Annotated in this window: 11 protein-coding genes; 3 read left to right on the top strand and 8 right to left on the bottom strand. The window is 65.3% G+C overall.

Going from position 1 to position 13025, the window contains the following annotated elements; genetic code table 11:
* Positions 1-27 precede the first annotated feature (27 nt).
* The 3 genes from GRI62_RS06835 to GRI62_RS06825 are packed head-to-tail and all read left to right on the top strand — an operon-like array spanning position 28 to position 4975.
* Positions 28-3609, top strand: coding sequence for an error-prone DNA polymerase (locus tag GRI62_RS06835; protein WP_131452609.1), 3582 nt, complete (start codon positions 28-30; stop codon positions 3607-3609).
* Positions 3610-3623: 14 nt separating this feature from the next.
* Complete coding sequence (locus GRI62_RS06830; RefSeq protein WP_160731834.1) at positions 3624-4259, top strand: LysE family translocator; 636 nt, start codon at positions 3624-3626, stop codon at positions 4257-4259.
* The gene (locus tag GRI62_RS06825; RefSeq protein WP_131452607.1) at positions 4256-4975 is read left to right on the top strand and encodes an extensin-like domain-containing protein; all 720 of its coding nucleotides are present in this window, start codon (positions 4256-4258) and stop codon (positions 4973-4975) included. The genes GRI62_RS06830 and GRI62_RS06825 overlap by 4 nt, the downstream gene beginning before the upstream one ends.
* Positions 4976-5041: 66 nt before the next feature.
* On the opposite strand, the gene GRI62_RS06820 is transcribed toward GRI62_RS06825, so the two are convergent.
* From GRI62_RS06820 to GRI62_RS06785, 8 genes are all read right to left on the bottom strand, one after another.
* On the bottom strand, positions 5042-5275 hold the full coding sequence (locus GRI62_RS06820; protein WP_131452606.1) for a hypothetical protein: 234 nt from the start codon (positions 5273-5275) through the stop codon (positions 5042-5044).
* Between the two features lie 222 nt (positions 5276-5497).
* Positions 5498-6187, bottom strand: a complete 690-nt coding sequence (phoB, locus tag GRI62_RS06815; RefSeq protein WP_131452605.1) for a phosphate regulon transcriptional regulator PhoB — start codon at positions 6185-6187, stop codon at positions 5498-5500.
* Positions 6188-6291: 104 nt separating this feature from the next.
* Positions 6292-6957, bottom strand: coding sequence for a phosphate signaling complex protein PhoU (gene phoU, locus GRI62_RS06810; RefSeq protein ID WP_131452604.1), 666 nt, complete (start codon positions 6955-6957; stop codon positions 6292-6294).
* Positions 6958-6960: 3 nt separating this feature from the next.
* Positions 6961-7707 carry a phosphate ABC transporter ATP-binding protein PstB gene (gene pstB, locus GRI62_RS06805; protein ID WP_234027545.1) on the bottom strand — a complete coding sequence of 249 codons (747 nt, stop codon included), beginning with the start codon at positions 7705-7707 and terminating at the stop codon, positions 6961-6963.
* 86 nt (positions 7708-7793) lie between these two features.
* A complete protein-coding gene (gene pstA, locus GRI62_RS06800) occupies positions 7794-9044 on the bottom strand; it encodes a phosphate ABC transporter permease PstA (protein WP_131452602.1) in 1251 nt (416 codons plus the stop codon).
* Positions 9037-10422: a phosphate ABC transporter permease subunit PstC gene (pstC, locus tag GRI62_RS06795; protein WP_131452601.1), complete on the bottom strand. Its 1386-nt coding sequence runs from the start codon at positions 10420-10422 to the stop codon at positions 9037-9039. Before pstC ends, pstA begins: the two co-directional genes overlap by 8 nt.
* A 17-nt stretch (positions 10423-10439) precedes the next feature.
* Positions 10440-11492, bottom strand: coding sequence for a substrate-binding domain-containing protein (locus GRI62_RS06790; RefSeq protein WP_131452600.1), 1053 nt, complete (start codon positions 11490-11492; stop codon positions 10440-10442).
* 112 nt (positions 11493-11604) lie between these two features.
* The gene (locus GRI62_RS06785; protein WP_131452599.1) at positions 11605-12981 is read right to left on the bottom strand and encodes an OprO/OprP family phosphate-selective porin; all 1377 of its coding nucleotides are present in this window, start codon (positions 12979-12981) and stop codon (positions 11605-11607) included.
* Positions 12982-13025 lie beyond the last annotated feature (44 nt).

Genomic DNA, 13025 nt, shown 5'->3' with positions numbered 1-13025 from the left:
GGCTCAGGATGAGCGGGACGTCGAGCCATGCCCGAAAACGACCTTCTCCAGCCCCGCCGGACGATCGAGCTCGATCCCGACACCATCGATGCACCATCACGCGCGCCGTTCGTGGAACTCGGCCTCGTCAGCTGCTTCAGCTTCCTGCGCGGGGCATCCGATGCGGTCGACCTGGTGCTGACGGCACGCGCGCTTGGCTACGATGCCATCGGGATCGCCGATGCTAATTCGATGGCCGGTGTCGTGCGCGTGCATACCGAGGCGAGGACGCTGAAAATGCGCCCCGTCATCGGCACGCGGATCGAGACCGTCGAAGGGTTCGCTTTCCTCGCCTATCCGCGCGACCGGGCCGCCTATGGCCGCCTCTGCAGCCTCATCAGCGCGGGCCGCATGGCCACGCTGGATGGCGAATGGCAGGAAAAGGGCGCCTGCGACATCAACCTGGCCATGCTGGTGGACCATGCCGAAGACGTGCACCTCGTCATCATGCCGCCGCGCGACCTGGACCGGCATTTCACCGTTGCCGTGCCCAGCAACGTGGTGGCCTTTCCGGGCAGCACTACGCCCGCCTTCGGCCCCTACCGGCTGACCGCGCCATTCCCCGATCTGCTGCGCCACCTGCGGGCCATGTTGCCCGGCATGGGCCACCTTGCGGCGGCCTATCTGTATCAGGGCAATGATATCGCCCGGATCGACCGGCTCGATGCCCTCGCGCGGGCGAACGGGATGCGCCTGCTCGCCACCAACGATGTGCATTACCATGCCGCCGATCGCCGTCCGTTGCAGGACGTGATGACCGCGATCCGTCACAAGACCACCGTGGCCGCCGCGGGCCATCTGCTCCACGGCAATTCCGAACGGCACCTCAAGAGCCCGGCCGAAATGGCGCGCCTGTTCGCCCGCTGGCCCCACGCCATTGCCGCCGCGCGCGCGGTGGCCGATGCCTGCACTTTCAGCCTCGAAGAACTGCAATACGAGTATCCTGAGGAAATCTATCCGCAGGGCATGGGCCCGCAGGACTATCTGGAGATGGAGACGTTCTGGGGCGCGACTGACCGCTACCCCCATGGCGTGCCCGACCACATCCTCGCCACGCTGGAAAAGGAACTGGCACTGATCGCAAAGATGGGGCTGGCGCGCTATTTCCTCACCATCAAGGGCATCGTCGATTTCGCCCGATACGAGGTTGATCCGCCGATCCTGTGCCAGGGGCGGGGCAGCGCGGCCAATTCGGCGGTGTGCTATTGCCTGGGCATCACCAGCGTCGACCCGGCGCACCACCAGCTGCTGTTCGATCGCTTCATCTCCGAAGACCGCAAGGAACCGCCCGACATCGATGTCGATTTCGAGCACGAGCGGCGCGAGGAGGTGATCCAGCACATCTACCGACGCTATGGCCGCCACCGTGCCGGGCTGTGCGCCACGGTCATCCACTATCGCCCGCGCATGGCCATCCGCGAGGTGGGCAAGGCGATGGGGCTGACCGAGGATGTCACCGCCGCGCTGGCGCGCACCGTGTGGGGCGGGTGGGGCAAGGAGGTGAGCGAGAAGCACGCCGCCGAAACCGGCATGGACGTGACCGATCCGCACCTGCGCCGCGTGCTGAAACTGACCGAGCAGATGGTCGGGATGCCCCGCCACCTGTCGCAGCACGTCGGGGGATTCATCCTGACCGAAGGCGCGCTGACCGCAACCGTGCCGGTGGGCAACGGGGCCATGCCCGACCGCACGTTCATCGAGTGGGACAAGGATGACATCGAGGCGCTCGGCATCCTCAAGGTGGACGTGCTGGCGCTGGGGATGCTGACCTGCATCCGCAAGTGTCTGAACCTGCTGGAGGACCACCACGATCGATCGCTGACGCTCGCCAGCGTGCCGCGGGAAGACCCGGAAACCTATGCCATGCTGCGCAAGGGCGATTCGCTCGGCGTGTTCCAGGTTGAAAGCCGGGCGCAGATGAACATGCTGCCCCGCCTGCGCCCGCGCGAGTTCTACGATCTCGTCATCCAGGTCGCCATCGTGCGCCCCGGTCCGATCCAGGGCGACATGGTGCACCCCTACCTGAAGCGCCGCCGCGGGGCGGAACAGGTGCAGATCCCAGCGCCATCGCCCGAACACGGCCCGCCCGACGAGCTTTCCAGCATCCTAGAGCGGACGCTTGGCGTGCCGATCTTCCAGGAACAGGCGATGAAGATCGCGCTCGATGCGGCCAGGTTCTCCAGCAAGGAGGCCAACCGCCTGCGCAAGGCGATGGCGACCTTCCGCAGCCGCGGCATGGTGGACGAATTGCAGGACATGATGGTCGAACGCATGGTCGACCGCGGCTACGACCGCGACTTCGCCCAGCGCTGCTTCAACCAGATCCGCGGCTTCGGCGAATACGGCTTCCCCGAGAGTCACGCGGCCAGCTTTGCACACCTCGTCTACGTTTCGAGCTGGCTGAAATGCCACTTTCCCGCCGCCTTCGGCTGCGCGCTGCTCAACTCGCAACCCATGGGCTTCTACGCCCCGGCGCAGATCGTGCGCGATGCGGCCGAGCACGGCGTGCAGGTGCTGCCGGTCGATGTGAACCTCAGCGCGTGGGACTGCACGCTGGAGGTGACGGGCCTGGCCAATGAAGCCGGTGCCGACGTGTCCGGCCGTCAGGACCGGCACATCGCGCTGCGCCTGGGCCTGCGGCAGATCGACGGCTTGCCCGAACACGTCGCCGCCAAGCTCGTCGCGGCGCGGGCGGACGGCGGCGCTTATGCCGATGTCGCCGAACTGCGCGATCGGGCGCGAATCGGGCCGGCGCATGTCGAACGGCTTGCCAGCGCCGATGCCTTTCAGTCGATGGACCTCACCCGGCGGCAGGCGCTGTGGGATGCGCGCAGCCTGGTTGCCGCGCCCGACCTGCCGCTGTTCGCCCATGCCGACGAGCGCGACGAGGGGGCAGAGCGGCGCCGCGCCATCCTGCCGCGGATGCCGCTTTCCGAGGAAGTCGTCGCCGATTACCAGACCACGCGCCTCAGCCTGAAGGCGCATCCGCTGGCGTTCCTGCGGGCCAGCCTGGCGGATCGCGGCTTCGTGCGCGCCGTGGACCTGCGTGCCCGCAAGTTCCGTTCGATGGTGCAGGTGGCGGGGGTCGTGCTGATCCGCCAGCGGCCGGGCAGTGCCAAGGGCGTATGCTTCATTACGCTGGAGGACGAGACCGGCGTCATCAACCTGGTCGTCTGGCCCGATCTCAAGGAAAAGCAGCGCACCGTGGTAATGGGCGCGCGGTTGATGGAGGTGCGGGGCCGGGTGGAATACGATGACGAGGTGATCCACGTCATTGCCCATCACATGACGGATGCCACGCGCGAACTGCATCGCCTGTCGGATGACCTGCTGCGCCCGGTGATCGCGCGCGCCGATCATGTCAATTCACCGCTCGCCTGTGGCAAGCCGAACCCGCGCGACGACCTGCGCACGGGCGCGGACGACCCTCACAACACGCAAGCGGCCGGGCCGGTGGAACCGTGGCAGCCCCCCGGCCCGGGCAACCGGGAATGCGGTTTCCACGGCCCGGAGGCTGGCGGCCATCCGCGCGATGTGCGGATCATTCCCAAGTCGCGCGACTTTCACTAGTCGCTTCACCAGTCGTGATCGATCCCGAGAAACTCGTCGCCTTTGCGCTGGTCACCGGCGCCACCAGCCTGGTGCCGGGGCAATCCATGCTGTTCGTGATGGCGCAGGCCATCTGGCGCGGGCCGCGATCGGGATGGGCGGCGCTGCTGGGGATGCAGTTCGGCTACATCCTGTGGTGGGTGCTTGCCGGACTCGGACTGGGCACGCTGGCCGCTGCCTATCCACTGGTCTTTCACCTGCTGGCCCTGGCGGGGGCGACCTACCTGGGTTGGCTGGGCCTGGCGGCGATCCGCAATTCGTTTGCGCCGGACGAGGATGGCGCACGCACGGCGCGCGAACCGTCGCGTCACGCCTTTCGTGACGGGATCGCCGTCGCCGTCGGCAATCCCAAATCGTTGCTCTACATGCTTGCCATCCTGCCGCCTTTTGTCGACCCCGGACGCGCTGCCGCATCGCAGCTGGTGGTGCTGGCGCTTGTCGCGATGGTGATCGACTTGGCAATCGGGGCGCTTTACATCGGCACGGGACAGCGACTGGCGCGTTTCATGGAACGCGCGCGATCACGCCGCTGGATAGACTTGGCCATCGGCGCCGCGTTCCTGCTGATCGCCGCGCTGGTATTGATCGAGATCGCAGGGGACCTTCCATGATCGCACGCGAGATAGGCGCCTTTCGCGGTGACCGGCGGGTGCTGGCGCTGATTGTGGTGGCCGCTCTGGCCCTGACCGGTCGCGCCTGGCTGGCCGAACACCCTGAACACGATCCCGGTGCTCCGCTCAATCTGAACGATCCACGGGGCTGGGCGACGGCGACAAAGCTGGCGGCTCTGCGCAGCGACGTGCCGGAATGCCGGGCGGTCCTTGAAAGAAGCGGGGTCGCCTTTACTCCGCTTGACCCGGTGGGCGAGGGGGAATGCCGACGCGAGGATCGGCTGACGCTGGCCGAGGCACCCTTGTCCCCCGCAAGCCCGCAGCTGACCTGTCCGGTGGCGGCGGGGTTGCAGATGTGGATCGACAAGGATGTCCAGCGACTGGCGGAAGAGACCCTGGACACGCGGGTGGCGCGAATCGATCAGTTGGGGACCTACAGCTGCCGGCGGATGTACGGCGCGGCGACCGGGGGGTGGAGCGAACATGCCACGGGCAACGCGATCGATATAGCCGGCTTCGTCATGGAAGATGGCCGCCATGTCAGCATCCTGCGAGACTGGGCCGGTGACACGCCCGAATCGGAATTCCTGCAGTCGGTGCGCGATGCCGCCTGCCAGAGTTTCGGAACGGTCCTGTCGCCAGACTATAACGCGGCGCACGCGGACCATCTGCATCTGGATCAGGGTCGGGCGCTTGTAATGGGCGCGTGCCGGTAATCCAAAGCAGACAAACAAAAACCCCCGCCGAAGCGAGGGTTTCCGTAACAATTCTGCAACCGCCTATCAGGGGCTGGTCGGCAGATCGTCTTCGTCTTCCTTGTCCTCAATGAGGACAACGATGCCCGCGGCAATCAGCGCGAACAGCAGAACGATCAGGGCCGAACCGCCGCCGAAGCCTTCGGCGTCGGACACTTCGACCGCATCACGGTCGATGGCGGGAACCGTCTGGGCCTGGGCCGAGACAGCAGAGCCGAGCACGAAGCTGGCGGCGGCGATACTGGTAACAAACTTCTTCATAGCATCCCTCATTTCGTCGGAGGTGTTCAAAATCGCGAGACTGCATCTAACGCGACCATATCACCATGTGAACCCCAAAAAGACGTTTTCCGTCTCGACAATGGGCACTTGGAAAAACGGTTGTTGCGCTAATGCCACAAATTTAACCCAGCAAAAACGCGCAAATATGCGTCTGCAACATCAAATGCTGCACCTGCGGTATCGTTCCGTACCGGGCGGATTTCACGATGGTTCGAGAGCATATCCCGCCGAGCGGATGGTGCGGATTGGATCGGGCGCGTTCGGCACGGTGAGCGCCTTGCGCAGACGACGGATATGGACGTCCACCGTTCGCTCCTCGATCTCGCTTTGCGTTCCCCACACCGCATCCAGCAATTGCGCGCGGGAAAACACCCGCCGCGGATGCTCGATGAAAAACTTCGCCAGCCGGTATTCGGTGGGCCCCAAGCGCATTTCGTGCCCGCGCCGCTCGATTCGATGGGCGACAGGATCGAGCTTGAGATCGCCTGCCTCGATGGTCTCCCCCGCAAGCGCCGGCCTGACCCGGCGCAAGACGGCGGAAACCCGCGCCAGCAGTTCGCGGGGAGAGAACGGCTTGGTGACATAGTCGTCCGCGCCGGTTTCCAGGCCGCGCACACGGTCGTCCTCTGCTTCGCGTGCGGTAAGCATGAGAATGGGCACGTGCGCCGTGGCCCGGTCCCGCCGCAACCGCCGGCAAACCTCGATCCCGCTTACCCCCTCGATCATCCAGTCGAGGATCACCAGGTCCGGCGGATCCTCGGCGGCCATGACCAGGGCTTCGTCGCCGTCGGGTGTGGCCCGCACGACATAGCCCTCGTTCTCGAAGCGATACTGCAGCAGTTCGGCCAGCGCGGTGTCGTCTTCGACCAGCAGCAGCTTGGGGGCGGACATCGCGGTACTCCTCCCTGAAATGCGCCTCAGGGTGGCGATCGTGTGACCCCGCCTATGACACTTTCATGGCAGTTTTATTGCAGGCGAGCGCAGCGCCGGCCGCCTCAGCGCTCGATTTCGCGCGGATAGGTTCCGGTTGCCGAGTAATGCACCATCTCGGCGACGTTGGTGGCGTGGTCGCCAATTCGTTCGATGTTGCGGGCCACGAACAGCAACTGCGCCGCGGTCGAAATGGTGGAGGGGTTCTCCACCATGTGACTGACGAGGTTGCGGAAGATCGAATCGTAAAAGGCGTCGACCTTTTCGTCCCGTTCGATCACTTCCAGCGCCAGGACTGGATCGCGCGCGGCAAACGCGGTGAGAACATCGTGGACCATTTCGGCCGCGATCTCGCCCATGGCGGGAAGCAGGGTGAGCGGTTCGAACTTGGCCCGCCCGTCGATCTTGCCGATACGCTTGGCGATGTTCTTGGCGTAGTCGCCAATGCGTTCTACGACCCCGGAAATCTTCAGCGCGGCGACGATTTCGCGCAGATCGTCCGCCATCGGCGCCCGCAGGGCCAGCACCCGCACCGCCAGAGCATCGACCTCAGCCTCCAGCGCGTCGAGCTTCTTGTCACGGGCGACCACACGGCGGGCAAGCTCCTCGTCACCCGAAACCAGTGCCGACAGGGCCTCGCTGATGCCCAGTTCCGCCAGGCCGCCCATTTCGGCGATCAGGCCGCGCAGCCGGGTTATGTCCTCATCGAATGCCTTGACGGTATGTTCCATGGCTCAGCCGTACCTGCCTGTGATGTAGTCCTGCGTGCGTTGCTCACGCGGATTGGTGAAGATGTCCTCGGTGTGACCATACTCTACCAGATGCCCAAGATGGAAGAAGGCCGTGCGCTGCGATACGCGGGCCGCCTGCTGCATCGAGTGCGTGACGATGACGATGGCATACCGGCCGCGCAAATCACCGATCAGTTCCTCGATCTTGGCGGTGGCGATCGGGTCGAGCGCGCTGCACGGCTCGTCCATCAGGATGACCTCGGGATCCACGGCGATGGCGCGGGCGATGCACAGACGTTGCTGTTGCCCGCCCGAAAGGGCTGTGCCCGAATCCTGCAGGCGATCCTTCACCTCTTCCCAAAGTCCCGCGCGGCGCAGCGATTTCTCGACAATGGCGTCAAGCTCGTCCTTGCCCTCGGCAAGGCCGTGGATGCGCGGGCCGTAGGCAATGTTCTCGTAAATCGACTTGGGGAACGGATTGGGCTTCTGGAACACCATGCCGACCCGCGCGCGCAGCTGCACCACGTCCATGCCGCTGGCGTAGATATCCTCTCCGTCGAGTTCGATGGTCCCTTCCACGCGGGCGGAAGGGATGGTGTCGTTCATGCGGTTGAGGGCGCGCAGGAATGTCGACTTGCCGCAGCCCGAGGGGCCGATGAACGCGGTCACGTATTCGGTGAACACGTCGACCGAAACCGCATCGATGGCCTTTTTCGTCCCGTAGTAGATGGACACATCGCGCGCCCGCATCTTCACCTCCGAGGTGGCCGGATCGACGACATCGGCAGGCTGGTCCTGGATGGCCTGGGCCAGGGGAGGGGGGGTGTCTTGGGTCATCACCATTTCTTTTCGAAGCGGTTACGCAGGTAAATGGCGACGCCATTCATCAGCAACAGGAAGATCAGTAGCACGATAATCGCCGCGCTGGTGCGTTCGACGAAGCCACGGTCGATTTCGTCCGACCAGAGGAAGATCTGCATCGGCAGCACCGTGGCGTTGTCAGTGAAGCCATCGGGCGGAGTGGCGACGAAGGCGCGCATTCCGATCAGCAGCAGCGGCGCGGTTTCGCCCAGCGCGCGGGCCATGCCGATGATGGTGCCGGTCAGGATGCCGGGGAGGGCGAGGGGCAGGACATGGTGGAACACCACCTGCACCGGGCTGGCGCCCACGGCCAGCGCGCCGTCGCGGATGCTCGGCGGCACGGCCTTGATCGCGTTGCGCCCCGAGATGACAATGACCGGCATGGTCATCAGTGCAAGTGTCATCCCCCCGATCAGCGGGGCCGAGCGCATGGAGGGGAACAGCGTGAGGAACACGGCGAGGCCGAGCAGGCCAAAGATGATCGAGGGCACGGCGGCGAGATTGTTGATCGACACCTCTATCACGTCGGTCCAGCGGTTCTTTGGCGCGTATTCCTCGAGATAGAGTGCTGCCAGCACGCCGATGGGAAAGGCCAGCAACAAGGTAACGATCATCGTGAGGATCGAACCCTTCAGCGCGCCCCAGATGCCGACCATTTGCGGATCGGTTGCGTCCGCGCGGGTCAGGAATCCGGTATCGAAACGCCGCTCCAACAGACCGCGCTCCGCCAGATCCTGGGCGAGCGGCTGCAGTTCGGTCTGGCCATCACCGCGCAGCGCGCTGGCCAATTTCTCGCTCGCGGGGAGCGCGAAAGTGGCCTGGCGCTGGAGGATCGTCGGATCGTTGACAATCGCCTCACCGACCTGCCGCCAGGCTTCCGGATTGATCTGCGCCGCGCCGGCCTCGCCCAGAGCCTCGTCGGCGCTGAACTGGACTACTTCCTGCAATCCCTGACCCTGCAGGGCCCGGATGGCCGCGCCCTGATCCTCGGTCTCGGCAGGTGCGGACAGCCCCATGGCGGGGAAATCGATCGGCACGCTCATCACCGCGCGCTGAAAACCGCCGACGCCGTTCAGCGTCATGGTGACGAGCAGGAACAGCAGCACGGCGATGGAGAAGACGACGGCGGAAAGGCCCATCGCCTTGAACCGGCGCTCTGCCGCATAGCGTTTTTTCATCCGCGCTTCGAAGGCGGGGGTGCGCGTGGGATGGACGAGGTCACTCATAGGCTTCTCGGAACCTCTTCACCACGCGCAGGGCGATGAAATTGAGCGCCAGCGTCACCAGGAACAGCACGAAACCCAGGGCAAAGGCGGCGAGCGTGGCGGGGTGGTCGAAACTGCCCTCGCCGGTGAGCAGGGCGACGATCTGCACGGTGACGGTCGTCATGGAATCGAGCGGATTGGCGCTGAGCGTGGCGGCGGTGGAGGCGGCCATGACCACGATCATGGTTTCGCCTATGGCGCGGCTGACAGCCAGCATCACTCCGCCCACGATGCCGGGCAGCGCGGCGGGGACCAGAACGCGGCGGATCGTCTCGTTAGCAGTGGCGCCCATGGCGAGAGACCCGTCACGCATGGCCTGCGGCACGGCGGCAATCGAATCGTCGGCCATCGAGGAGACGAAGGGAATGATCATCACGCCCATCACCAGGCCGGCGGCAAGCGCGCTTTCGCTGGACGGGTTCGAGACTCCTATCGCCAGCGCCATGTCACGGATGGCGGGGGCCACGGTCAGCGCGGCGAAATAGCCGTAGACCACGGTCGGCACGCCGGCGAGCACCTCGAGCGCGGGCTTGATCCATTTGCGCGTTGCGGGCCGCGCGTACTGGGTGAGATAGATCGCGCTCATCATGCCGAGCGGAATGGCCACGATCATGGCGATGATCGCGCCGATGAACAGCGTCCCCCAGAACAGCGGGATCGCTCCGTAGCGACTGGGATCCGGATTGGCGGCATTGCCCATCGGATCGGGGTTCCAATGGGTGCCGAACAGGAAATCGATCGGCGAGATCATGCCGAAGAAGCGCACCGTCTCGAACACCAGCGTCACGAAGATGCCGAGCGTGGTGAGAATGGCGACCAGCGAGGCGAGCAAAAGCGCGGCGAGCACCAGCCGCTCCACCTTCGTGCGCGCGGCAAAATCGGGTTTGAGGCGCAGGAAAGCCCAGGCCGCCGCCGCGCCGGCGATGACGAGGCCTATCGCGATGCCGATCAGCTGATAGCGGGAAACCGCCTGCCGGAACGGCTCTGCGAGCGCGACGGATTCCTCGTTCAGCACGCGGTTGGACGTACCGGAGGCAATGCTGAAGGCTTCGTTCAGGATGGTATCGCGGCGCAGCCCGGATTGCGGCAGGGCCGCAGCTTCTGGGCTGGCGAGCACATGGGCCATGATCAGCTGCCCGCTGACGTAATCCCACAGCAAGAAGAACAACAGCAACGGCACCGCGATCCACAGCGCGGCATACCAGGCATGGTATTGGGGCAGCGCGGCGATGCGGCCGTGGGGGGCGGCGCGTTTGAAGGTCCAGGCGCGCGCCCGGGCCACCAGCCAACCGGCAAGCCCGAGGCCCAGGGCCAGGAGAAGCGGTATGACTGGTGACATGGTGCTACGTCAGATCCCTACTGAAGATCTTGCGCCGTCAGGCTCGGAAGATCGGTCACGGCGCTGGTCTGCGCCGCCATAACGTCACCGCGGTTGGTCACAAGCCCAATCTGGGCCAGCACGCCGTCTTCTCCCCAGCTTGCAACCCAGGTGGACAGGAACTCCTGCAAGCCAGGAATGATGCCGATATGCTCCTTCTTCACGTAGATGTAGAGCGGACGGGCCCCGGGATAAGCGAAGCTGGCGATGTTGTCGTAGGTCGGTTCGACACCGTTGATGTGCAGGCCCTGCAAACGGTCGGCGTTCTCTTCCAGATAGGAATATCCGAACACGCCAATGGCGTTCTCGTTGCCTTCGATCTTCTGCACGATCAGGTTGTCCTGTTCGCCCTGGTCGACATATTTGCCGTCGCTGCGCAATTCGGTGCAGGTGGTTTCGTAGGCGTCTTCGTCCGCTTCTTCGGTGGCGGCGAACGCGGCGTTGCTCTCGCACCCGGCCAGCATGATCAGTTCTTCAAAGGCGTCTCGCGTGCCCGAGGTGGTCGGCGGGCCGTACACCAGGATCGGCAGGTTGGGCAGCGAGGGGTCGACGTCGTTCCAGGTGTTGGTGGTCTGCGCCTCCCCATAGGGATTGGCGGCCAGCGCGCGGTAAAGCTGCTCTGGCGTCAGATCCATCGTGATGCCGCCCTTTGCCGAGGCGATGGCGATACCATCCATGCCGACCTGGATTTCCGCAATGTCCGTCACCCCATTGGCCTGGCAATCGGCAAACTCGCTGTCCTTCATCCGGCGCGAGGCATGGGCGATGTCGGGCGTGGAGGGGCCGATGCCGGAACAGAACAGGCTGATGCCGCCCCCGGTGCCAGTCGATTCGATCACCGGCGAGGCGAAGTCCGGATATTCGCTGGTGAATACCTCGCTGACGCGGCGGGCGAAGGGATAGACGGTGGACGAGCCCACGGCGCGAATGGCGTCGCGGCTGTCGCCGCCGGTGGATCCGGGAGAGCCCGAATTGCAGGCGGTAAGCGCGGTGGCGGCCAGCGCGGCGGCGATGATGGCAATGGTCTTCATGGCGAAAAAAGCCCCTCTACAGGTGTTGAGCTAGTGGCCCCCTATTACCGCGATGCGACAGATTCGCGTCACATCGCGGTCTTATCTGGCAAGGGGGTGGTGATGTTTCGTGTCAGAAATCGATCTCCGCTCGCATGCCGATCACGTCGGCGCTGTAATCGCGCGTGCCGTCGGGCAGCGCGAAGACGGCCTCGTCATACGCGATGTGGGCGTAGTTGACCTGGAAGCGGGTGTAGTCGGTCGTAGTCCAGACCAGCGAGCCCTGGTAGGCGTTCTGCGACCCTCCGACGATGCGGACACGCCTGTCGTTGAGCTCGAGGTAATCGTAGCGCAGGTTCGCCTGGACTGCGCCAATGCCGCCTTCGCCCACGGGCCGCGCCGGACGCGTGCGGTTCCAGCGCCCGCCGCGATACCCGCGGGTGTCGTCCCGCGTGAGGAACAGGCCGCCTTCGATGTAGCCACCGTGGAAGGAGGCGGTCTCGTCAGCCAGGCCAAGGCCGGAGACCTGTTGCCGGAAGCCTTCGGCAGCGAAGTGGAACGGCCCGCGGATGGCGGCCAGTTCCAGGCCGAGGCCAAATTCGCTGTCGCCCGCCAGGGTGCCGGTATTGATGAGCCGCTCTGCGGTGAAGTGCACCAGCGGGCGCTGGCGATACCGGACCGTGCCCCCGTCATCGACCTCGGTGTAATGTACCGAGCCGCCGACATGGAACTGCGTGCCCGCCACGACCGGGAAGTAGACCACGCGGCCATCGACGCTCCACGCGTCCGATTCGGGCAAATCGGCGATAGTATCGGCAAAGACGCCCGCCTGGACCAGAACCGGGCCGCTGCCGTATTGGGCCGAGACGCCAAGGCGCCGCTCGAACCCGAAGGCATCGGTGAAGGCGGCGCGTTCGATGAACGACGTGAACCGGCTGCTGGTCAGTTCCTCCAGGCCCTGAAAGGTGTTGTGCTGGCCGGCGGTCAGCTCGACATCGCCCGCCTCGTAGGTCAGCAGGGCGTCGGTCAGTTCGGCCTCGCCCGTCGCGACATCGATCTCGATCTTGTAGCCGAAGCCGCCGGGGATCGTGCCTTCCACACCCACCCGCGCGCGGCGAATCTCCGCGCCGAACCCATCGCCCCTGGCAAGGCCATCGGGCAGCGCAGTCATCCCGGCGTCGAGTTGCAGACGGCCAAAGGGCTTGAAGCTGAATCCGTCCGCGCTCTCGATCTCCGGCGCGGCGTCCATGCCGATCGCAACCGTTGGCGCGGAAGGATCGCTGGCGGCGGCGGGGGGCGGCGCTGCCGTGGTTGCCGTCTGGGGCGAACCTTGCTGGGCCATCGATTCTATACGCGCGGTAAGAATGGCCAATTGCTCGCTCAGCACCGCGACCTGCGCTTGCAGCGATTCGATCTCCGCTTCGCTGGCGGCACGGTCGCCGTGCTGCGCCGCTGCGGGCGTCGCGATCAGGGCGAGGGCTGGCAGGGGGAGGCAGGCAATCGAGCGCATCGGCGTTCCCTGTTCGATCAGGTGTCCAAGTTGTGACAGCGGCC

It is taken from the genome of Aurantiacibacter arachoides, from assembly GCF_009827335.1.
Classification (GTDB): Bacteria; Pseudomonadota; Alphaproteobacteria; order Sphingomonadales; family Sphingomonadaceae; genus Alteraurantiacibacter; species Alteraurantiacibacter arachoides.
The sequence above is the reverse complement of the archived record's forward strand: the minus strand, read 5'-3'. Positions and strand labels throughout refer to the sequence as shown.

Coding starts and splice junctions, on each gene's coding strand:
- pstA (WP_131452602.1), bottom strand. CDS start 9,044: ATGAGTGACCTCGTCCATCCCACGCGCACCCCCGCCTTCGAAGCGCGG.
- GRI62_RS06790 (WP_131452600.1), bottom strand. CDS start 11,492: ATGAAGACCATTGCCATCATCGCCGCCGCGCTGGCCGCCACCGCGCTT.
- phoB (WP_131452605.1), bottom strand. CDS start 6,187: ATGTCCGCCCCCAAGCTGCTGCTGGTCGAAGACGACACCGCGCTGGCC.
- pstC (WP_131452601.1), bottom strand. CDS start 10,422: ATGTCACCAGTCATACCGCTTCTCCTGGCCCTGGGCCTCGGGCTTGCC.
- phoU (WP_131452604.1), bottom strand. CDS start 6,957: ATGGAACATACCGTCAAGGCATTCGATGAGGACATAACCCGGCTGCGC.
- pstB (WP_234027545.1), bottom strand. CDS start 7,707: ATGCGGGCGCGCGATGTGTCCATCTACTACGGGACGAAAAAGGCCATC.
- GRI62_RS06825 (WP_131452607.1), top strand. CDS start 4,256: ATGATCGCACGCGAGATAGGCGCCTTTCGCGGTGACCGGCGGGTGCTG.
- GRI62_RS06820 (WP_131452606.1), bottom strand. CDS start 5,275: ATGAAGAAGTTTGTTACCAGTATCGCCGCCGCCAGCTTCGTGCTCGGC.
- GRI62_RS06785 (WP_131452599.1), bottom strand. CDS start 12,981: ATGCGCTCGATTGCCTGCCTCCCCCTGCCAGCCCTCGCCCTGATCGCG.
- GRI62_RS06835 (WP_131452609.1), top strand. CDS start 28: ATGCCCGAAAACGACCTTCTCCAGCCCCGCCGGACGATCGAGCTCGAT.